Here is a 21,998-nt window from a genome sequence, read left to right as displayed (position 1 = left end):
ACTCCTGGAAAATGTGTGCAGAATTGTCGCATGCGAAGACCCTTGGCTCGATTCTGGACAAACTGCTTGCTGGCCCTGGGGTTTAGCCTGTCCGGACATGCCTTCGCTGCCCATGCGTATGCCCAATTTGGCGACATCCGCTACCCTGAAAACTTTGCCCATTTCTCGTACGCCAACCCGGCCGCACCCAAAGGGGGCGAGATCGTGCTGGTGCCGCCGACCCGCCAGTCCAACTTCGACAAGTACAACCCCTTCACCTTGAAGGGCAGCGCACCTCCCGCCATGTTGGGCATGATGTTTGACACCTTATTGGTGGGCAACATGGATGAGCCGACCACGGCTTATGGTTTGTTGGCTTCGGATGTCACGGTGGCCAAAGACCGGATGTCGGTCACCTTCCAGATCCACCCGCAAGCCCGATTTCAAAATGGCGACCCCGTGCTGGCGGCCGATGTTCGCCATTCCTTTGAACGCCTGACCAGCAAGCAGGCAGCGCCCCAATACCGCACGTACTTTGGTGAGGTCAAGGGCGCGACCGTCTTGGCCGAGCGCAGCATCCGATTCGATTTTGTGCGCCCCAACAGCGAGTTGCCTTTGATCGTGGGCAGCTTGCCCGTGTTCAGTGCCAAGTGGGGTTTACAAGGCGAGGGGCCTAAGGCAAATCACAAACCGCTGGACCAGATGGTCGTGGACATTCCGATTGCGTCGGGGCCATACCGCCTCGGACCGGTGCAGTTTGGCAAGGACGTCACCTATGTGCGTGACCCGCAATACTGGGCCAAAGACCTGAACGTGCGCAAGGGGCAGTTCAATTTCGACCGCATCACCTACAAGATTTACAAAGACAGCACCGCGCAACTCGAGGCTTTCAAAGCGGGCGAGTTCGATTACATGCAATCTTTCATTGCGCGGGAGTGGGCCAGAGCTTTCACCGGGCGGGCGTTTGAGCGTGGTGAGCTGATCAAGGCCGAATTGCCTCATGGCAATGCGGGTGACTTTCAGGGCTTTTTGTTCAACACGCGCCGCGACAAATTCAAGGACGTGCGCGTGCGCCAGGCCATCGCGCTGGCCATGGATTTTGAATGGCTGAACCGCCAACTGTTCTACAACGCTTACAGCCGGGTGCGCGGTTATTTTGTGGCCAGCGATTTTGAAGCCAAGGGCCGTCCTGGCCCCGACGAATTGGCTTTGCTCAACCCCATACGGGCCAAGTTGCCCGCCGCCGTGTTTGACCAAGATGTGCCGCAACCGCCCCAGACTTCCCTGGACCCGACTTCGGGACGCACCTTGCGCGACCATTTGCGCCAGGCCCGTGATTTGCTCAAAGACGCCGGATGGACCTACCGCGATGGCGCTTTGCGCAACGCCATGGGCCAAGCCTTGAGCATCGAGTTTTTGGACAGTTCGGGCTCCATGGGGCGCGTGGTCACCCCCTTTGCCAAGAACCTTGAAAAACTGGGCATCAAAGTTCAGTACAAGGTCATCGATTTTGCGCTGCTCCAAAAACGCATGGACGTGTTTGACTTTGACATCATCAGCAACCGCACCGTGGGCAGCGAAGCGCCCGGCACCGAGTTGCTCGAGCGCTATGGCAGCCGATCGGCCGACGTGGAGGGCTCGGGCAATGTGATCGGCCTGAAAGACCCGGCGGTGGACGCGCTGCTGGACAAGGTGGTGAGTGCCACGTCCAGGCCAGAACTGGTGACCAGCCTGCGTGCGTTGGACCGGGTGCTGCGCCATGGCCACTATGTGGTGCCGCACTGGTATGGCGCAGTGCACCGGGTGTCCTGGCGGGCCAAGGCGTTTGCCAGACCCGCCGACTTGCCCCGTTTTTACCAGCCTGAGAAACTGGTCACCACCGTGTGGTGGTCGCCCCATGCCTTAGCCGCACCAGCGGCCCAACCTGCCCCCAAGGCCCCCTGACCGATGCTGGCCTACATTTTCAAACGCTTGCTGCTGATGGTCCCGACCTTGTTTGGGGTGTTGTTGTTGACGTTTGCGGTGATCCAGTTTGTGCCAGGTGGGCCCGTTGAGCAAATGGTGTCCCAGCTGCAAGGTCGGGACACAGGCGGGGAGGGCGCGGCAGCTGCAGGCAGCGGTTACCGGGGCAGGCAGGGCGTGGATGCGGCCCGCATTGCCGAAATCAAAACGCTCTACGGTTTTGACAAGCCACCCACTGAGCGTTTCTGGATGATGCTCAAACAGTTTGCGCAGTTCGATCTGGGCAAGAGCTTTTTCTACCCCAAAGACGTCTGGAGCCTGATCAAGGAAAAGCTGCCCGTGTCCATCAGCTTGGGCTTGTGGACTTTTTTTCTGAGCTACATGGTGTCGGTGCCTTTGGGCATCGCCAAGGCGGTGCGGGCGGGCACGCGCTTTGACACGCTCACCAGTTTGCTGGTGCTGGTGGGTTATGCCATTCCGGGCTTTGTGCTGGGCGTGGCCTTGCTTGTCATTTTTGGCGGGCAACTGCAGTGGTTTCCGCTGCGCGGCCTCACTTCGTCGAATTGGGAACAACTGAGCTGGGGAGCCAAGGTGGTCGATTATTTGTGGCACATCGCCTTGCCCGTCACGGCCAGTGTGTTGGGCTCGTTTGCGGTGATCACCATGCTGACCAAGAACGCATTTTTGGAAGAAATCCGCAAACAGTATGTTTTGACGGCCCGCGCCAAGGGTCTCAGCGAAAACCGGGTTTTGTACCGCCATGTCATGCGCAATGCATTGATCCCGCTGGTGACGGGGTTCCCTGCGGCTTTCATCGGTGCGTTTTTCACCGGGTCTTTGTTGATCGAAACCCTGTTCTCGCTCGATGGGCTGGGCTTGCTGAGTTACGAGGCGGTGATTCGGCGTGACTACCCGGTGGTGTTGGGCACCTTGTATTTGTTCACCCTGATTGGCTTGGTGACCAAGCTGATCAGTGACCTGTGCTACCTGTGGGTGGACCCGCGTGTGAAGTTTGACAAATGACCCCAGCGAACACCACCGCCTTGCCGCATCAGACCTCGCCCTCGGCGCGTGCGTGGCTGCGCTTCAGGCGCAACCGCCTCGGTTTTGGCAGCCTGATCATTTTTGTGTCCCTGTTCATTCTGAGCTTGGGGGCCGAGTTCTTGTCCAACGACAAACCCTTGGTCGTGCGGTTTGAGGGTCAGTGGTATTTCCCGGTGGTGCAGACCTTGCCTGAAAAAGTGTTTGGGGGTGATTTCGAGACGCCTGCTGACTACCTCGACCCGTTCATTCAGCAGCAACTGCACAAGGGCAGCAACTGGGCCTTGCAAGCGCCCAACCCTTACCACCACAGCACGCTCGACTACTTTGCCCCATTGCCCAACCCGGCACCGCCAACAGCGCATAACTGGCTGGGCACCGATGACCGGGGGCGTGATGTGCTGGCGCGTTTGCTGTATGGCTTTCGGGTGTCGGTGCTTTTTGCCATGGCGCTGACGCTGTTTGGCGTGTTGCTGGGCGTGTTGACCGGCGCGGTACAAGGGTTTTTTGTGGGCAAGACCGATTTGGTTTTTCAGCGCTTCATCGAAGTCTGGAGCGCCATGCCTGAGCTCTATTTGTTGATCATTTTTTCAGCCGTGTTCGAGCCCAGTGTGGGGCTGCTGCTGGTGCTGCTCAGCTTGTTTGGCTGGATGGGTTTGTCCGATTACGTGCGGGCTGAATTTTTGCGCAACCGGCAACTCGATTACGTCAAATCAGCTCGGGCGCTGGGTTTGGGGCATTGGCAGATCATGTGGCGGCATGTCTTGCCCAACAGCATGACCCCGGTGGTGACCTTCTTGCCGTTTCGCATGAGCGGGGCGATTTTGGCCCTGACCTCTCTGGACTTCCTGGGCCTGGGCGTGCCGCCGGGCACGCCGTCTTTGGGCGAATTGCTGGCCCAGGGCAAAAACAACATCGACGCTTGGTGGATATCGATGTCCACCTTTGTGGTGCTGGTGGTGACCTTGCTGCTCTTGACCTTCATGGGCGATGCCTTGCGCGATGCGCTCGATCCGCGAAAGGTGGACGCATGAGCACGCCCCAAGCTTTGTTGGAACTCCAAGACCTGCGCATCGCCTTTGGTGGCCAGGTTGTGGTGCGTGGCGTGAATCTGAGCATCCAGGCGGGTGAGCGCGTGGCCTTGGTGGGGGAGTCGGGCTCGGGCAAGTCGGTCACGGCGCTGTCGGTGCTGCGTTTGCTGGAATCGGCGCAGCTTTCGGGCCAGGTGCTGTGGCAAGGCCGGGACTTGCTGCAGCAAACGCCTGCTGAAATGCAACGCATCCGTGGCGACGAGATCGCCATGATTTTTCAGGAACCCATGACGGCGCTCAACCCTTTGATGACGGTAGGGTCGCAGATCTCGGAAGTGCTGCAGCTCAAAAAGCTCTTGTCCCGGCGCGACGCCGATGAGCGGGCCGTGCATTTGTTGTCCGAAACCGGGATCGATGACCCCAAGCGTCGGTTTGGGGCTTACCCGCACCAGTTGTCGGGCGGTCAACGCCAACGCGCCATGATGGCCATGGCCCTAGCGTCCGAGCCCAAACTTCTTCTGGCCGACGAACCCACCACCGCACTGGATGCCAGTTTGCGATTGCAAATGCTGGAGTTGCTGGCCGATTTGCAGCAAAAAACCGGCATGGCCGTGCTGCTGATCACGCACGATCTGGCCTTGGTGCGCCACTTTGCCCATCGGGTGGCGGTGATGGAAAAAGGGCATCTGGTGGAGCAGGGGACTTTGCAAGCGGTTTTTGAGCAGCCCCAGCACCCTTACACGCAAAGATTGCTCTCCAGTCGCCCCACCCGTGAGGGTCTGGTGGACACGCCGCCCCTGGAGACGTCACCCATCTTGCAAGCCCGTCAACTGCAGGTGCGCTATCCGAAGGCGGTGCCCGGATTCAAAGCTTGGTTTCAAAAGCACCATTTCACGGCCCTGCACGGCGCGGATTTTTCACTGTCGCCCGGCAGTACTTTGGGCGTGATGGGCGAGTCGGGTTCGGGCAAGTCGAGCCTCGCGCAGGCGGTGCTGGGTTTGATCCCTTTTTCGGGTGAATTGTCGTTTGACGGGCAAACTTGGCTTGGCAGTCCGGCTCGGGACAAGGCCTTGCGCAGGCAGGTGCAGGTGGTGTTTCAGGACCCCTATGGCAGCCTGTCACCGCGCATGACGGTGGGTGAAATCGTCTCTGAGGGCCTGCGCTTGCACCAGCCGCAGTGGACACCAGAAGAAACCGAGCAACGCGTTCGCGCGGCTTTGGCCGAGGTGGGCTTGGTAGGCGAAGGGTTTGCCGATGTGCTGAACCGCTACCCGCATGCTTTTTCGGGCGGGCAGCGCCAACGCATCGCCTTGGCCAGAGCCTTGGTGGTCGAACCTGCGCTGTTGGTGCTGGACGAACCCACCAGCGCGCTCGACGTGACCGTTCAAAAGCAAATTCTTGAATTGCTGAAAACGCTGCAAAAAAAACGCGGCATGGCGTATTTGCTCATCACCCACGATGTGGATGTGCTTCGGGCCATGGCCCACCAGGTCATGGTGCTCAAGTCAGGGCAGGTGGTCGAGCAGGGTTTGGCTGAGCAGGTGCTGAGCGATCCACACCACCCCTATACCCGCAGCTTGGTGCTGGCCTTTCCCGAGACAAGCTGAACGGCAAGTCGGTCGTAGACGCATCGTTTTCCTTGAAAATCACGCACTTAGAGCGTTTTTTGAGCTAGAATATTGGCTTCACGACCAAACGGGCGGGTTTTCACCGCCCGTTTTTTTTGGTTGTTTCTTTTTTAACGTTGACATTCAGAAGCTCTGTGGCATTGCAGCAAATTGTTCAAGAAACCGTAACCGGCCTGGGCTACGACCTGGTTGAGATTGACCGCACAGCGGGCGGTTTGTTGCGCATCACCATCGACTGGCCTTGGCAGCCAGGTTCGGAGCTGTTCATCAACGTGGAAGATTGCGAAAAAGTTAATCGTCAGTTGCAATTTGCCCTTGAAGTGGATGGCGTTGCTTACAACCGTCTTGAAGTGTCCTCTCCAGGCATCGACCGCCCTTTGAGTAGTGAACAGGACTTTGTGCGGTTTGTAGGCGAGTTGATTGACATCACGCTCAAAGCGCCTATGGGTGAGAGCGCTGCGGGCTTGGTTAACCCGACTCGCAAAAAATTTCGCGGCACGCTCGAGCGTGACGCCACCGGTCAAGGCTGGCAAATCGTCTGGAGCGATGCGCCTGTGGTCAAGCCCGGTCAAAAGGTCAGTAAAAAGCGTATTCCTTTGCCTTCGCATGCATTGGGGTTCACGCTGGATGAGTTGCGCGATGCGCGCCTCGCGCCCGTGGTGGACTTCAAAGGGCGAAAGCCCAAGCAGGAAGCTTGACGGCAGCCCCCATTTTTTGAGCAAACTTTCGGGCCCCACACATGGGGCCTGTGGAACAGGAGAGTCAATTCATGAATCGCGAAATGTTGATGTTGGTCGAAGCCATTTCACGTGAAAAGAACGTTGAGCGCGACGTGGTGTTTGGTGCCGTTGAAGCCGCTTTGGCACAAGCCACCAAAAAGCTTTATCAAGGCGAAGTGGACATCCGTGTTGCGGTTGATCGCGACAACGGCAACTACGAGAGTTTTCGCCGCTGGCATGTGGTGCCCGATGAGGCAGGTTTGCAATTGCCCGAGCAAGAAATCCTGTTGTTTGAAGCCAAAGAGCAAATACCGGACATTGAAGTCGACGAGTACATCGAAGAGTCGATTGAGTCGGTGCCGATCGGACGCATTGGCGCCATGGCTGCCAAGCAGGTCATTCTGCAAAAAATTCGGGATGCCGAGCGCGAAATGCTGCTCAACGACTTCATGTCGCGTGGCGAAAAGATTTTTGTGGGCACTGTCAAGCGCATGGACAAGGGCGACATCATCTGTGAATCTGGCCGCATCGAGGGCCGCTTGAGACGCAGCGAGATGATCCCCAAAGAAAACCTGCGCAGCGGTGACCGCGTTCGCGCCATGATCATGGAAGTCGACCTGACTTTGCGCGGCGCACCGATTTTGTTGTCTCGTTCTGCACCCGAGTTCATGATCGAGTTGTTCCGTCAGGAAGTGCCCGAAATCGAACAAGGCCTGCTCGAGATCAAAACCTGCGCCCGTGACCCTGGGTCGCGCGCCAAGATTGCCGTGCTCTCGCATGACAAACGTGTTGACCCGATTGGCACTTGCGTCGGCGTGCGCGGCACTCGGGTCAATGCCGTCACCAATGAGTTGGCTGGCGAGAGAGTCGACATTGTTTTGTGGAGCGAAGACCCCGCTCAGTTCGTGATCGGCGCTTTGGCCCCGGCGAATGTGCAGTCCATTGTGGTGGATGAAGAAAAGCACGCCATGGACGTGGTGGTGGACGAAGAAAACCTGGCGATTGCCATTGGCCGTGGCGGTCAAAACGTACGCTTGGCTTCTGATCTGACAGGTTGGAAGATCAACATCATGGACGCAGCCGAGTCGGCCCAAAAGCAAGCCGAAGAAACCACCGGCATCCGCCAGTTGTTCATGGAAAAGCTTGATGTGGACCAAGAGATTGCCGACATCCTGATCGGCGAAGGTTTCACCAGCCTCGAAGAAGTAGCTTATGTGCCCATCCAGGAAATGCTGGAAATCGAAAGCTTTGACGAAGACACCATCAACGAGCTGCGCACCCGTGCCAAAGATGCTTTGCTGACCCTGGAAATTGCGCGTGAAGAGAGCGTTGAAGACGTTTCTCAAGACTTGCGTGACCTGCCAGGCTTGACCCCTGAGTTGATTTCCAAGCTGGTTGAGGCGGGTGTTCAAACCCGTGACGACCTGGCTGATCTGGCCACTGACGAGTTGACCGACATCACCGGTCAAAGCGTTGAAGAGGCCACCGCCCTGATCATGAAAGCCCGCGAACATTGGTTCGCAGGCCAGGCCTGAAGTTTGATGGAGGCTTGAACAAAATTATGTCCAGTACCACTGTTGCCGAGTTCGCCAATGAACTCAAAAAATCTGCCGATGTCTTGCTCGATCAACTGCGATCTGCCGGGGTGACCAAAGCCTCTGAAGGCGATGCTTTGACCGATGCCGACAAACAAAAACTGCTCAGCTATTTGCAAGCGAGCCACGGCACCGTGTCCGTCGACCGCAAGAAGATCACCCTGGTTAAAAAATCCACCAGTGAGATCAAGCAAGCCGATGCCTCGGGTAAGGCCCGTACCATCCAGGTCGAAGTGCGTAAAAAGCGCACGCTGATCAAACGCGATGACGAGCCTGTGGCCTCCGCAGAAGAGATTGTGGAGCTACAACTGGACCATGCCGATTTGGCCCGACTTGAAGAACAAGCGCGGCTTCAGGCAGATCTGATTCTTCGACAGGAAGAGGAGTTGGCTGAAAAGCGCCGTCTGCGCGAGGCGCAGGAAGCTGAGCAACGCGCTGAGTTGGCGGCTCAGGAAGCACAAGCTCTCGCCCAGTCTGAATCTTCTACCGTCAGTACTCCTGAAGAGTCTGCTGCGGCCAAGCCGCAGCTGAGTCGCCAAGAGCGCGAGCAATTGGCGCGGGCCGAAGCGGCCAGCATCAATGCGGCTTCTCAGACCAAACCAGCTGCACCCGCAACATCTGATCCCGTCGAATCTGCCGCAGAAATCAAGGCTGTTGCAGCCGAACAAGCGGCCCAACTGGCAACCACCAAAGCCGAAACCGCGAAGGCAGCGCGTGATGCCTTGGCACAAAAAGCCGCTGCAGAGTCCAAGGCCAAGGCCGATGAAGACACTGCGCGTGCACTTGATCTGGATTCGCGCCGCCGTAAGGCTTTGGCTGAAGCCGAAGCCATTCGGTCCATGATGAATGCCCCCAAGAAAGTGCTGGTCGCCAAAAAGGAAGAGCCCAAGGCCGAGCCAAAAGCAGCAGTCAAGGGGACTTTGCACAAACCAGCAGGAACACCTGCACCCGGTGCGCGTGCAGCGGCTGCGCAAGCTGCATCGCCTGCGGCACCTGGTGCCAACAAGGAAGTCAAGTCGGCGAAGCTGTCTTCCAGCTGGGCGGGCGATCCGGCCAAGAAGAAGGCCATCCCCACGCGTGGTGACTCCAGTGGCGGCGTGGGACGCAACAACTGGCGTACCGGCCCAAGAGGACGTCGCGGCAACGAACGCGACCGTGATGACGGTCAAAATCAGCAGGCAGCAGCCGAGGTGCGCGTGCTTGAAGTGCACGTCCCTGAAACCATCACCGTTTCAGAGTTGGCCCACAAGATGGCCATCAAGGCCTCTGAGGTCATCAAGCACCTCATGAAGCTGGGCCAGATGGCGACCATGAACCAGCCGTTGGACCAAGACACCGCCATGATCGTGGTGGAAGAAATGGGACACAAAGCCGTTGTCGCGGCGCTGGACGACCCAGAAGCCTTTACCGATGACGAAGTGTTGGACCAGCACGCCGAATTGTTGTCCCGTGCACCTGTGGTGACGGTGATGGGTCACGTTGACCACGGCAAAACGTCGTTGCTTGACTACATCCGCCGAGCCAAGGTGGCCTCGGGTGAAGCCGGTGGCATCACCCAGCATATTGGCGCTTACCACGTCGAAACGGCTCGCGGCATGATTTCTTTCCTGGACACCCCCGGTCACGAGGCCTTCACGGCCATGCGTGCCCGTGGTGCGCAGGCCACCGACATCGTCATCCTTGTGGTGGCTGGTGACGACGGCGTGATGCCCCAGACCAAAGAAGCTATCAAGCATGCCAAGGCAGCAGGTGTACCCATCGTGGTGGCCATTAACAAGATGGACAAGCCCGACTCGAACATCGAACGCGTGCGCGCAGAACTGATTTCAGAAGAAGTTGTTCCCGAAGAGTTCGGTGGCGAATCACCTTTTGTGTCCGTGTCGGCCAAGACCGGCATGGGCATCGACGCGCTTTTAGAACAAGTCCTTCTTCAAGCTGAAATTCTGGAACTCAAGGCACCTGTGAAAGCCGCTGCCAAGGGCCTGGTGATCGAAGCGCGCCTGGACAAAGGACGTGGTCCCGTGGCGACCATCTTGGTGCAATCAGGCACTTTGAATACGGGTGACGTGGTTTTGGCGGGTCAAACCTTTGGCCGCGTGCGCGCCATGCTGGACGAAAATGGTGTGGCCATCAAAACAGCAGGTCCATCGATTCCGGTCGAGATTCAAGGCTTGACCGAAGTCCCTCAAGCGGGTGACGAGTTCATGGTCATGGGCGATGAGCGCCGTGCCCGGGAAATTGCCACTTACCGCGCTGGCAAATTCCGCAACACCAAACTGGCCAAGCAGCAAGCTGCCAAGCTCGAGAACATGTTCACCGACATGTCGGCAGGCGAAGTGAAGATGTTGCCCATCATCATCAAGGCCGATGTGCAGGGTTCTCAAGAAGCCTTGGGCGCTTCTTTGCTCAAGCTGTCCAACGAAGAAGTCAAAGTTCAGTTGGTTTACTCTGGCGTGGGCGGCATCAGCGAGTCGGACATCAACCTCGCGATCGCCTCCAAGGCCATCGTGATCGGTTTCAACGTGCGTGCCGATGCCGGCGCGCGCAAGTTGGCCGAAGGCAATGGCGTTGATCTGCATTACTACAACATCATTTATGACGCTGTGGACGAGCTCAAGGCCGCGATGTCGGGCATGTTGGCACCAGAACAACGCGAAGAAATCATGGGCATGGCCGAAATTCGGACTGTGTTCGTGGCGTCCAAAATTGGCACCGTGGCTGGCTGTATGGTCACCTCAGGTCAGGTTACTCGCAGCGCCAAGTTCCGTTTGTTGCGCGACAACGTGGTCATCTACACGGGTGAACTCGATTCGCTCAAGCGCCTCAAGGACGACGTTCGCGAAGTCAAGGAAGGCTTCGAGTGCGGCATCAAGCTCAAGAACTACAACGACATCAAAGAAGGCGATCAACTCGAATTTTTCGACGTCAAGGAAATCGCGAGAACGCTGTAAATGGTGCGCAGAAAGCCATCGTCCGTTCCCAATCGCGGTTTCCGCGTGGCCGACCAGATCCAGCGTGATCTGGCCGAGCTGATCGCACGCGAGTTGAAAGACCCGCGAGTTGGAATGGTCACGATCAACGCCATCGAGGTCACGCCCGATTACGCCCACGCCAAAGTCTATTTCAGTGTTTTGACAGGCAACCCCACAGAGGCCAGCGAAGGCTTGAATGCAGCGGCCGGTTTTTTGCGCAACGGCTTGTTCAAGCGTCTTCACATCCACACCGTGCCGACATTGCACTTCTTGTTTGACCGCACCACCGAGCGTGCATCGGACATGAACGCCTTGATCGCCAAGGCCGTGTCATCCCGAGCCCAAGAGGACTGAGCATGAACGCGCCACGCACCAGGGTGCAGCGGCGCCCTGTGCACGGGGTGTTGTTGCTCGACAAACCGCTGGGTCTTTCCAGCAACCAGGCTTTGCAAAAAGCCAAGTGGTTGTTGCGGGCTGAAAAAGCGGGGCATACCGGCACCCTGGACCCCTTGGCGACAGGTGTTTTGCCCTTGTGCTTCGGCGCTGCAACCAAATTCAGTCAACAGCATTTGGACGCAGACAAGACCTACGAGACCACCGTGCGCCTGGGGCAGAAGACGAGCACGGCGGATGCCGAAGGCGATGTGATTTCTGTGCGTGAAGTGTCATGTACGGCTGGTAGGGTGGTAGAAATTTTGGACCGTTTCATAGGCCCGATCAGTCAAGTGCCCCCGATGCACAGTGCCTTGAAAAAGGACGGCAAGGCCTTGTACGAATATGCCCGAGAGGGCGAAACCGTTGAACGCGAAGCGCGCAACGTGGTGATTCATGCCCTGGATCTGCTGGACATGCAGCTGCAAGGCGATGCGCCTTTTTTGCGGTTGCGTGTGCGCTGCAGCAAAGGCACCTACATCCGCACGCTGGGCGAAGACATCGCCGAGGCCTTGGGTTGTGGTGGGCACTTGATTGCATTGCGCAGGGTGGTCACGGGTCCTTTTGTCGCGTCACAGTGCGTGACGCTGCAGGATTTGGAAGCGATGGATGAAGCAAAGCGCCTGGGCGCCTTACTGCCCGTGGCTGTTTTGTTGCCGGGTTACACCGAGGTGATCTTGGACAGCGACAGCACAGGCCGTTTTTTGAACGGGGTGCGCAGACACGGTCCTTGGGTTGATTGTGATCAAGTCGCGGTGTATGGAGAACATCCTCGCGCCTTGCTGGGAACAGCAATGGTGCATGGCGGCGAATTGGTTCCGGGTCGATTGTTGAGCCCGATCGAAATTCAACAGATTTTAGAAAGTTCACCTGCATTTGAGCCGTTGCTGGCCGAGCAGGTTTAAAGGAAGAGAAAGCATGACCAAGCAAATTCGCAACATCGCCATCATCGCCCACGTTGACCACGGTAAAACCACCATGGTGGACCAACTGCTGCGTCAGTCTGGCACCTTCGCTGACCACGAAAAAATCGTCGACACCGTCATGGACAACAACGCCATCGAACGTGAGCGTGGCATCACCATCCTGGCCAAAAATTGCGCCGTGAGCTGGGAAGGCACACACATCAACATCGTGGACACCCCTGGACACGCGGACTTCGGCGGCGAAGTCGAGCGCGCCTTGTCCATGGTCGACGGCGTGGTGCTGTTGATTGACGCGCAAGAAGGCCCCATGCCTCAGACCCGCTTCGTGACCAAAAAAGCTTTGGCTTTGGGGTTGAAACCCATCGTCGTGGTGAACAAAGTCGACAAGCCCGGCGCTAATCCTGACAAAGTGGTGAACGCCGCCTTTGACTTGTTCGACAAACTCGGTGCCAGCGACGAGCAACTTGACTTTCCGGTGGTCTATGCCTCCGGCATCAACGGTTGGACATCGATGGTGGAGGGCGCACCCGGTGAGCAGTGGGGCCCCGACATGTCGGCCTTGTTCAATACCGTGCTCAACCACGTCAAACCCAATACGGGCGATCCGGCAGCCCCCTTGCAATTGCAAATTTCTGCGCTCGACTTTTCGACCTTCGTGGGCCGGATTGGTGTGGGTCGCATCAGCCAAGGCACCATCAAGCCCAACATGGACGTGGTGGTCATGGAGGGCGAAGACGGCTCGATCATCAAAGGCCGTGTCAACCAGGTACTGACCTTCAATGGCCTAGACCGTGTGCAAGTGACCGAAGCCGGTCCTGGCGACATTGTGCTGATCAACGGCATTGCCGACCTGAACATCGGCGTCACAGTGACCGACCCGATCAACCCCGCACCATTGCCCATGCTGAAAGTTGACGAGCCCACGCTGACGATGAACTTTTGCGTGAACACCTCGCCGTTGGCCGGTCGTGAAGGCAAGTACGTGACCAGCCGCCAAATCTGGGATCGCCTGCAAAAAGAGCTGCAACACAACGTGGCCCTGCGCGTCAGAGAAACCGACGAAGAAGGCATCTTTGAAGTCATGGGACGAGGTGAATTGCACCTGACCATCTTGCTGGAAAACATGCGCCGCGAAGGCTACGAATTGGCCGTGTCCAAGCCCCGCGTTTTGTTCCGCGATGTCAATGGCGAGCGCCATGAGCCCATCGAGCTGGTCACCGCCGACATCGAAGAGACCCACCAAGGCGGCGTGATGCAAGCCTTGGGTGAGCGCAAAGGCGAGCTGGTGAACATGGACCCCGATGGCCGCGGCCGTGTCCGTTTGGAATACCGCATTCCAGCCCGTGGACTGATCGGTTTCACCAACGAATTTTTGAACTTGACCCGTGGTTCCGGCTTGATTTCCAACATCTTTGACGGCTACGAAGCCCACAAGGGTGACATTGGCGGCCGCAAGAACGGTGTTCTGATCTCGATGGACGATGGTGAAATTTTCACCTACGCCTTGGGAAAACTCGACGACCGTGGTCGCATGTTCGTCAAGGCGAACGATCCGGTGTACGAAGGCATGATCGTGGGCATCCATAGCCGCGACAACGACTTGGTGGTCAACGCGACCCGCACCAAGCAGCTGACCAACTTTCGCGTGTCCGGCAAAGAAGATGCGATCAAGATCACGCCTCCGATTGACCTGACCCTGGAATACGGTGTTGAATTCATCGAGGACGACGAGTTGGTCGAAATCACGCCCAAGAGCGTGCGTTTGCGCAAGCGTTTCTTGAAAGAAAGCGACCGTAAGCGCAACAAGTGATCGGACCCAGGCCATGCGCATGACACACGGTTTGGCCGTTTGGACCATGGTGGGCTGCACCGCCTTGTGGTCTATGGCCGGGGTGGTGACTCGGCACTTGGAGGAAGCCCGCAGCTTTGAAGTCACCTTCTGGCGCAGCTTTTTCACCGTCGTGTCCCTCTTGATCATCCTGCCTTTGTGGCAGGGCAGGGGGGTGTGGTCTCGAATGCCGTGGCGCAACCGGTACTTCTGGCTGTCTGGCGTGTGCTGGAGCGTCATGTTCACCGCCTTCATGGTGGCGCTGACGCTCACGGCGGTGGCCAATGTGTTGATCACCATGGCCGTGGGACCTTTGTTCACTGCCTTGTTCACCCGCGTGTTTTTGCGCCACCCATTGCCTGTGCGCACCTGGGTCGCCATTGTGGTGGCCGGGATTGGAATTGGCTGGATGTATGGCACCCAGTTGAGCTTGGGCGACCCGAATTTTCTGGAGGGCTCCCTGGTGGCCTTGTGTGTGCCCATCGCGGGCGCCGTGCAATGGACCTTGGCACAAAAAAGCCAAAGTGATGGCCACAGTCTGGACTTGGTGCCCTCGGTTTTGTTGGGTGCTGTTTTCTCTACTTTGTTCACTTGGCCTTTGGCCATGCCGTTTCAGGCATCGGCCCACGATGTCGGCTTGCTCGCTATTTTGGGCTTATTCCAATTGGCCATTCCCTGTGTGTTGTCGGTGATTTGCGTGCGGGTGCTCAAAGCCCCGGAGGCGTCATTGTTGTGTCTGCTGGAAATCGTGTTTGGCATTGCCTTGGCTTGGTGGGGCGCTAACGAAGCCCCGCAAATGAGCGTATTGTTAGGCGGTTCCCTGGTCCTGGGGGCGTTGCTCATGAACCAATGGTTAGGCTGGAGAGGCAACAATGACTGAAGTCATCGCTCAAATTGAAGGTCGTATGGGCACCATCACCCTGAACCGACCCAAGGCGTTGAATGCCTTGTCGCTGGGCATGGTGCGTGCTTTGACTCGCGCCTTGCTCGATTGGCAAACCAATCCGCAAGTTTTGGCCGTGGCGGTGCGCGGTACCGGCAAAGAAGGTCCGTTTGGCGCCTTCTGTGCGGGCGGTGACATCCGATTTTTTCACCAAGCCGCACATGCGGGCGACGCGGCATTGGGGGAATTTTTCACCGAAGAGTACCGCCTGAACCACCTGATCCACACCTACAGCAAACCCTACATCGCCTTCATGGACGGCATCGTCATGGGTGGCGGCATGGGCATCAGCCAGGGCGCGAGCGTGCGTGTGGTGACCGAGCGCACCAAAATGGCCATGCCCGAAACCCACATTGGATTGTTTCCGGATGTGGGCGGGGGCTATTTTCTGAGCCGCTGCCCAGGTCGTTTGGGCGAATACCTTGGCTTAACGGGACAGATGCTCAACGGCCCCCAGGCGGTCGCGGCCAAACTGGCCGACATCTCGCTGGCCAGCGGGATGCTGGAGCCCATTTGGCAGACCTTGGTCAGCAGCCCCTTTGAGAACGCCGAATCGGTGGAGCGGTGGGTGCTGGCCCAAGCGGGTGCGATGACGCCCGAAAAACTCACGCCACAGCCCCAAATCGATGAGGTTTTTGGTCTTCCCACCTTGGCTGACATGTTGCTCAAGCTGGAAGCGGCTACCGATGAGTGGAGTCAGAAAACCGCACATGTTTTGCGCCACCGCTCACCATTGATGCTGCATGTGGTGCTGGAACAAATACGACGCGCCCGTCAACTGGGCCTGGCTGATGATCTGCGCATGGAACGCGACATGGTGCACCACTGCTTCCACCTGCGCTCTGTGGCCGACAGCGAATCCGTGGAAGGCATCCGCGCCTTGGCTGTGGACAAAGACCACAAGCCGAACTGGAAGCCTGCACGGGCGGAAGACGTGGATTTATCGGAAGCCGCTCGTTTCTTTGCGAGCCCCTGGCCTTCAGATCATCACCCGCTGCGCGATTTGGCGTGATTTGTCGGTGGTTCTCTAGCCCCGAGAATTTTCATGACAAACCGTGTCGGGGCTAAAGCCACCGACCTACAGACTGATCTCTGGGATCAGACACTCAGCGGTCGCGGTGACGGCTCTTCATCACGCGTTCGACTTCGCGCTTGCCTTCGCGGTCCTTGATGGTGTCGCGTTTGTCGTGCTCGGCCTTGCCCTTGGCCAGCGCAATGTCGCATTTGACCTTGCCTGATTTCCAATGGAGGTTGATCGGCACCAGGGTGTAACCCTTTTGCTCGATCTTGCCGATCAGCCGCTTGATCTCTTCTTTGTTCAGCAGCAGTTTGCGGGTGCGCGCCGCTTCAGGATTGATGTGGGTTGAAGCCGTTTTGAGCGGGTTGATGAGGCAGCCAATGATGAACAATTCGCCGTTGCGGATGACCACATAACCATCGGTGAGCTGCACCTTGCCTTCGCGAATGGCCTTGACTTCCCAACCTTCCAGCACCATGCCTGCCTCATAGCGCTCTTCAATAAAATAGTCAAATGACGCTTTTTTGTTCTCAGCTATCTTGGCAAATACAGGGGCAGAAGGGGACTTTTTGGTGGTGGCCATGGTGAGCAAATGAGGACGGGCTGGCCGTTCACAAGGGCGTGCAAAGTGGCTGCAAGCCCAGAGAAGAAATGAAAAACTACAATCGCAGCATTGTATGAAGAATATTCACAAGTCCGTTCTCATCTGGTACTCGCCTGAGGAAATGTTTCGCCTGGTCACCGACGTGGACCATTACCCGGAGTTTCTACCCTGGTGCGACAAAGCCCGCGTGCTCGAAAAAGACACCCATGGCATGGTGGCCGAAGTGGGCATCAGCTTGGGCGGCATCCAGCAAACCTTCACCACCCGCAATGAGCACGAGGAAGGCCGATCAGTCGGCATGAGTTTGGTTCAAGGCCCGTTTTCCAACCTGAGCGGTATGTGGCGCTTCACCCCTGTTGGCGATGGCTCGCAACGTGCATGCAAGGTTGAGTTGGATTTGGAGTACGGCTTTTCCAGCAAAACATTGTCTGCCTTGGTGGGGCCCGTGTTCGACAAGATCGCTGCCAGCTTGGTCGATGCCTTTGTCAAACGCGCCGAAGCGGTTTATGGCTGAGCGAATGATCGAAGTCACGCTGTGCTGGAGTCTGGGGCCGCGTCATGTGCAGGAGCTGATACTGAGGGTGCCAACAGGCAGCACGGTGGAGGCTGCGGTGGATTTTGGCGTCGCCCAGTGGCTTGAGGTCAGTCCATCACCCGATTCTGTTTCCCTGTCATCGCTCAAGTTTCAACAGCCGGGCATCTGGGGTCGCAAAGTGCCCTGGACGCAACTTGTGAATGCGAACGACCGCATTGAGCTGTACCGCCCGCTCAAAGTCGACCCCAAAGTCGCACGGCGTCAACGCTTCAAGCGCCAGGGCAAGGGGCGCACCGGGTTGTTTGCCAATCGCAAGAGCGGCTCGGCTGCAGGGTACTGAAAGTCGCCATGCAAGCCCTTTTGAACGCGATCTCGCAGATCACTCTGAGCGACGACGTCCGGCGTGTTTTTCATGGACGAGGCGGCCTGTATTGCGGCTGTGAACAATGGTCGCTGGACTGGTTCGCACCCGTCTGGGTCTTGACCAGCTTCAAACCGGTGAACGATGCAGAACTGGCCCAGTGCCACAGGGCTCTGGAAGCCCGCTGGCAAGCCTTGGCCCCGGGCATGCCGCTCAATTGGGTGTTCCAGAGCCGGGTTTCGGGTGAAGCCGAAACGCGCCTGATGGCGGGCAGCGTTCCCGAGCCGCATGTGGTGACCGAGCAGGGCGCACGTTACATCGTTCATCTGATGCGCGGGCAAAACCACGGCTTGTTTCTCGACATGGCCGTCGGACGCGAGTGGCTGAAAAACCATGCACTGCACGAAAATATTCTCAACCTGTTTGCCTACACCTGCGCGTTCTCGGTGGTGGCCTTGCAAGGCGGGGCCGCGCAAGTCGTGAACCTGGACATGAGCCAGGCCGCACTGGCCGTGGGGCAGCAAAACCACCGCCTGAACGACTTGCCTGCCAAAGCGCGCTTTCTGGGCCATGACATCTTCAAGACCTGGGGCAAGATCAGCAAGATGGGGCCTTATGGCGTGATCGTGATCGATCCGCCCAGTTACCAAAAAGGCAGCTTCATCGCCACCAAGGACTACATCAAGCTGATTCGGCGTTTGTCCGATTTGCTGGAGCCGCAAGGGCATGTGCTGTTGTGCCTGAATGCGCCCGAGTTGGACTCGCAGTTTTTGCACACCCAAGTGGCCGAGGCTGCGCCCAGCCTGAAGTTTGTCGAGCGTTTGGCCAACCCCGCGGCATTTGCCGACATCGATCCGGAAAAGTCGCTCAAGGTGCTGCATTATCAAAACGCCTGATCGGGCAACCAACAGCCCAAATGAGGGGCCAGCGCTTGGTTTGAGCCCTGCGATTTTGACCACCTCTCAGGCCACTGCGCAGGTAAATCCCTCGGCCCGCACGGGTACAATCGATTTTTTGGAGCCTTCGCTTATGCGCTTACTCGGTAAAGCCCTGACTTTTGACGACGTTCTCCTCGTCCCTGCTTACTCGCAAGTCCTGCCCAAGGACACTTCTCTCGCGACGCAATTCACCCGCAACATCCGCCTGAACCTTCCTTTGGTGTCTGCCGCCATGGACACCGTGACCGAAGCGCGCTTGGCCATTGCCATCGCGCAAGAAGGCGGCATCGGCATCGTGCACAAAAACCTCACCGCGCAAGAGCAAGCCGCTCAAGTGGCCAAGGTCAAGCGCTACGAATCGGGCGTGCTGCGCGACCCGGTGGTCATCACCCCCGACACCACCGTGCGCCAAGTCATGGCCTTGAGCGAAGAGCTGGGCGTGTCCGGTTTCCCTGTTTGCGACGGCCGCCAAGTGGTGGGCATTGTGACCGGCCGTGATCTTCGCTTTGAAACCCGTTACGACCAGAAGGTCAGCGAGATCATGACACCGCGTGAGCGCCTGATCACCGTGCCCGAAGGCACCACGCCCGAGCAAGCCAAGCACCTGCTCAACAAACACAAATTGGAGCGCCTGCTGGTCATCAACGACAACTTTGAACTCAAAGGGCTGATCACCGTCAAGGACATCACCAAACAGTTGAACTTCCCCAACGCAGCCCGAGATGACGCGGGCAAGTTGCGGGTGGGCGCGGCCGTGGGTGTGGGTGAAGGCACCGAAGAAAGAGTCGAAGCTCTGGCCCGTGCCGGAGTAGACGCCATCGTGGTGGACACTGCGCACGGCCACAGCAAAGGCGTGATCGACCGCGTGCGCTGGGTCAAACAAAACTACCCGCACATCGAAGTGATTGGCGGCAACATCGCCACCGGCGCTGCCGCTTTGGCCTTGGTCGAAGCCGGGGCCGATGCGGTCAAGGTGGGCATTGGCCCCGGATCAATCTGCACCACCCGCATCGTGGCGGGTGTGGGCGTGCCGCAAATCATGGCGGTGGACAGTGTGGCCACAGCCCTCAAAGGCACAGGCGTTCCCCTGATCGCCGACGGCGGCATCCGCTACAGCGGTGACATCGCCAAAGCCATTGCCGCTGGCGCAGGCACGGTGATGATGGGCGGCATGTTCGCCGGTACCGAAGAAGCACCCGGCGAGATCGTCTTGTTCCAAGGCCGCAGCTACAAGAGTTATCGGGGCATGGGCTCGATTGGCGCCATGCAGCAAGGCAGTGCCGACCGCTACTTTCAAGAGTCCAGCACCGGCAACCCCAACGCTGACAAACTGGTGCCCGAAGGCATTGAAGGCCGCGTGCCCTACAAAGGCTCGGTCGTGTCCATCATTTACCAAATGGCCGGCGGTTTGCGCGCCAGCATGGGGTATTGCGGCTGCGCGACGATTGAGGCCATGCACAACGACTCGCAGTTTGTGGAGATCACCGCTGCGGGCATCCGCGAAAGCCATGTGCACGACGTGCAGATCACCAAAGAAGCGCCCAACTACCGGGCCGACTAAAATCTGCACTTGATCACCAAGGCGTCTGCACCCCAGACGCCTTTTCATTTCTCAAAGAACGACGCCTGCCATGCAGCATTCCAAGATCCTGATCCTCGACTTCGGCTCGCAAGTCACCCAGTTGATTGCCCGCCGCGTGCGCGAAGCGCATGTGTTTTGCGAAGTGCATCCTTGTGATGTGAGCAGCGACTGGGTGCGTGAATACGCCAAAGACGGCAACCTGAAGGGCGTGATCCTCTCGGGCAGCCACGCCAGCGTGTACGAGGTGGACGACAAAGCGCCCGATGCGGTGTTTGAGTTGGGCGTGCCGGTCTTGGGCATTTGCTACGGCATGCAGACCATGGCGCAGCAGCTCGGCGGCAAGGTGGAGGCGGGCACCACACGCGAGTTTGGCTACGCCGAAGTCCGCGCCCACGGCCACACCGAACTGCTGAAGGGCATTGAAGACTTCGCCACGGCCGAAGGCCATGGCATGCTCAAGGTCTGGATGAGCCACGGCGACAAGGTCACGGCCATGCCTGCCGGATTCAAGCTCATGGCCTCGACCCCAGCTTGCCCGATAGCGGGCATGGCCGACGAGGCCCGGCGCTTTTACGCGGTGCAGTTCCACCCCGAAGTCACCCACACCGTGCAAGGCCAGGCGCTGCTCAACCGCTTTGTGCTCGACATCTGCCAGGCCAGCCCTGACTGGATCATGGGCGACTACATCGAAGAGGCTGTGGCCAAAATCCGCGAGCAAGTGGGCGACGAAGAAGTCATCCTCGGTCTGTCCGGTGGCGTCGATTCGTCCGTGGCTGCCGCCCTGATCCACCGCGCCATTGGCGACAAACTGACCTGCGTGTTTGTGGACCATGGCCTGCTGCGCTTGAACGAGGGCGACATGGTCATGGAGATGTTCGTCGGCAAGCTGCATGCGAAAGTCATCCGTGTCGATGCCAGCGATTTGTTCCTGGGCAAACTGGCGGGCGTGAGCGAGCCCGAAGCCAAGCGCAAGATCATCGGCGGTTTGTTTGTGGATGTGTTCAAGGAACAAGCGGCCAAGTTGAAAGCTGCCGACGGCGGCAAAGATGGGAATGACGGCCGGCCAGCCGTCAAAGGGGCGACCTTCTTGGCCCAAGGCACGATTTACCCCGACGTGATCGAGTCGGGCGGTGCCAAAAGCAAAAAGGCCGTCACCATCAAGAGCCACCACAACGTGGGCGGTTTACCCGAGCAGTTGGGCCTGAAACTGCTGGAGCCGCTGCGCGAACTGTTCAAAGACGAAGTGCGCGAACTGGGCGTGGCGCTGGGCTTGCCCCGCGAGATGGTCTACCGTCACCCCTTCCCAGGCCCAGGCTTGGGTGTGCGCATCTTGGGCGAAGTCAAAAAAGAATACGCCGACCTGCTGCGCCGTGCGGACGCGATCTTCATCGAAGAACTGCGCAACTTCACGGGCGATAACGGCAAGAGCTGGTACGACCTGACCAGCCAGGCCTTTGCCGTGTTTCTGCCCGTGAAAAGCGTGGGTGTGATGGGCGACGGCCGCACTTACGATTACGTGGTGGCTTTGCGCGCTGTGCAAACCAGCGACTTCATGACCGCCGACTGGGCCGAGCTGCCGTATGCACTGCTCAAAAAAGTGTCGGGCCGCATCATCAACGAGGTGCGCGGCATCAACCGGGTGACTTATGACGTGAGTTCAAAACCCCCGGCGACGATCGAGTGGGAATAAAAACAAAGGCACCTTCAGGTGCCTTTGTTTTATTGGTCTTGTGCAGGCTGGTATTCCCGAATTCTGTCCAGCGCATCTTGCATCGACTGGCGCGCCACGGCCATGTCGCAGTCGGTTTGCAGACCCATCCAGAATTCGGCGCTGTTGCCAAAGAACTTGGCCAAGCGCAAGGCGGTGTCTACGGTGATGGCGCGTTTTTCACGCACGATGTCGT

General features: G+C 58.2%; 19 protein-coding genes. 17 read left to right on the top strand and 2 right to left on the bottom strand.

From position 1 onward, the window contains the following. The first annotated feature begins 30 nt into the window (after nucleotides 1-30). The 12 genes from ACIQ47_RS04800 (at nucleotide 31) to ACIQ47_RS04745 (ending at nucleotide 16,068) form a co-directional block, all read left to right on the top strand. Nucleotides 31-1,923, top strand: coding sequence for an extracellular solute-binding protein (locus ACIQ47_RS04800; protein ID WP_396437084.1), 1,893 nt, complete (start codon nucleotides 31-33; stop codon nucleotides 1,921-1,923). A 3-nt stretch (nucleotides 1,924-1,926) separates the two neighbouring features. Next, entirely contained in the window at nucleotides 1,927-2,964 is a 1,038-nt protein-coding gene (locus ACIQ47_RS04795; protein ID WP_296291874.1) for a microcin C ABC transporter permease YejB, read from the top strand. Next, nucleotides 2,961-4,016, top strand: coding sequence for an ABC transporter permease (locus ACIQ47_RS04790; RefSeq protein ID WP_296291875.1), 1,056 nt, complete (start codon nucleotides 2,961-2,963; stop codon nucleotides 4,014-4,016). The genes ACIQ47_RS04795 and ACIQ47_RS04790 overlap by 4 nt, the downstream gene beginning before the upstream one ends. Further along, entirely contained in the window at nucleotides 4,013-5,620 is a 1,608-nt protein-coding gene (locus tag ACIQ47_RS04785; RefSeq protein ID WP_396437083.1) for an ABC transporter ATP-binding protein, read from the top strand. Before ACIQ47_RS04790 ends, ACIQ47_RS04785 begins: the two co-directional genes overlap by 4 nt. Before the next feature lie 155 nt (nucleotides 5,621-5,775). Then, a complete protein-coding gene (rimP, locus tag ACIQ47_RS04780; protein WP_396437082.1) occupies nucleotides 5,776-6,339 on the top strand; it encodes a ribosome maturation factor RimP in 564 nt (187 codons plus the stop codon). 71 nt (nucleotides 6,340-6,410) lie between these two features. After that, nucleotides 6,411-7,895, top strand: a complete 1,485-nt coding sequence (gene nusA / locus ACIQ47_RS04775; protein WP_108353971.1) for a transcription termination factor NusA — start codon at nucleotides 6,411-6,413, stop codon at nucleotides 7,893-7,895. Between the two features lie 26 nt (nucleotides 7,896-7,921). Beyond that, on the top strand, nucleotides 7,922-10,906 hold the full coding sequence (gene infB, locus ACIQ47_RS04770; RefSeq protein WP_396437081.1) for a translation initiation factor IF-2: 2,985 nt from the start codon (nucleotides 7,922-7,924) through the stop codon (nucleotides 10,904-10,906). Beyond that, entirely contained in the window at nucleotides 10,907-11,281 is a 375-nt protein-coding gene (rbfA, locus tag ACIQ47_RS04765) for a 30S ribosome-binding factor RbfA (protein WP_296291879.1), read from the top strand. A 2-nt stretch (nucleotides 11,282-11,283) separates the two neighbouring features. Beyond that, nucleotides 11,284-12,264 carry a tRNA pseudouridine(55) synthase TruB gene (gene truB / locus ACIQ47_RS04760; protein ID WP_396437080.1) on the top strand — a complete coding sequence of 327 codons (981 nt, stop codon included), beginning with the start codon at nucleotides 11,284-11,286 and terminating at the stop codon, nucleotides 12,262-12,264. A gap of 13 nt (nucleotides 12,265-12,277) precedes the next feature. Then, the gene (gene typA, locus ACIQ47_RS04755; RefSeq protein WP_396437079.1) at nucleotides 12,278-14,095 is read left to right on the top strand and encodes a translational GTPase TypA; all 1,818 of its coding nucleotides are present in this window, start codon (nucleotides 12,278-12,280) and stop codon (nucleotides 14,093-14,095) included. 13 nt (nucleotides 14,096-14,108) lie between these two features. Continuing rightward, entirely contained in the window at nucleotides 14,109-14,993 is an 885-nt protein-coding gene (locus ACIQ47_RS04750) for a DMT family transporter (protein ID WP_396437078.1), read from the top strand. Then, nucleotides 14,986-16,068 carry an enoyl-CoA hydratase/isomerase family protein gene (locus ACIQ47_RS04745; protein ID WP_396437077.1) on the top strand — a complete coding sequence of 361 codons (1,083 nt, stop codon included), beginning with the start codon at nucleotides 14,986-14,988 and terminating at the stop codon, nucleotides 16,066-16,068. Before ACIQ47_RS04750 ends, ACIQ47_RS04745 begins: the two co-directional genes overlap by 8 nt. Nucleotides 16,069-16,162: 94 nt before the next feature. On the opposite strand, the gene smpB is transcribed toward ACIQ47_RS04745, so the two are convergent. After that, a complete protein-coding gene (gene smpB / locus ACIQ47_RS04740; RefSeq protein ID WP_396437076.1) occupies nucleotides 16,163-16,657 on the bottom strand; it encodes an SsrA-binding protein SmpB in 495 nt (164 codons plus the stop codon). Nucleotides 16,658-16,751: 94 nt separating this feature from the next. Here smpB and ACIQ47_RS04735 point away from each other — a divergent pair, with 94 nt between their 5' ends. From ACIQ47_RS04735 to guaA, 5 genes are all read left to right on the top strand, one after another. Then, on the top strand, nucleotides 16,752-17,192 hold the full coding sequence (locus ACIQ47_RS04735; RefSeq protein ID WP_396437075.1) for a type II toxin-antitoxin system RatA family toxin: 441 nt from the start codon (nucleotides 16,752-16,754) through the stop codon (nucleotides 17,190-17,192). Then, nucleotides 17,185-17,553 (top strand): RnfH family protein, encoded by a 369-nt coding sequence (locus tag ACIQ47_RS04730; RefSeq protein ID WP_296291886.1) that lies wholly within the window; start codon nucleotides 17,185-17,187, stop codon nucleotides 17,551-17,553. The genes ACIQ47_RS04735 and ACIQ47_RS04730 overlap by 8 nt, the downstream gene beginning before the upstream one ends. 8 nt (nucleotides 17,554-17,561) lie before the next feature. Further along, on the top strand, nucleotides 17,562-18,470 hold the full coding sequence (locus ACIQ47_RS04725) for a class I SAM-dependent methyltransferase (RefSeq protein ID WP_396437074.1): 909 nt from the start codon (nucleotides 17,562-17,564) through the stop codon (nucleotides 18,468-18,470). A gap of 133 nt (nucleotides 18,471-18,603) precedes the next feature. Beyond that, entirely contained in the window at nucleotides 18,604-20,073 is a 1,470-nt protein-coding gene (gene guaB, locus ACIQ47_RS04720) for an IMP dehydrogenase (protein ID WP_396429158.1), read from the top strand. 70 nt (nucleotides 20,074-20,143) lie between these two features. Next, a complete protein-coding gene (gene guaA / locus ACIQ47_RS04715; RefSeq protein WP_396429157.1) occupies nucleotides 20,144-21,784 on the top strand; it encodes a glutamine-hydrolyzing GMP synthase in 1,641 nt (546 codons plus the stop codon). Nucleotides 21,785-21,813: 29 nt separating this feature from the next. Here guaA and ACIQ47_RS04710 read toward each other — a convergent pair. Continuing rightward, a partial coding sequence (locus ACIQ47_RS04710; RefSeq protein ID WP_396437073.1) for a HigA family addiction module antitoxin occupies nucleotides 21,814-21,998 on the bottom strand: 185 nt, incomplete at its 5' end.

The organism is Limnohabitans sp., assembly GCF_044373035.1.
GTDB lineage: Bacteria > Pseudomonadota > Gammaproteobacteria > Burkholderiales > Burkholderiaceae_C > Limnohabitans_A.
This window is presented reverse-complemented; position numbering and strand designations above follow the sequence as displayed.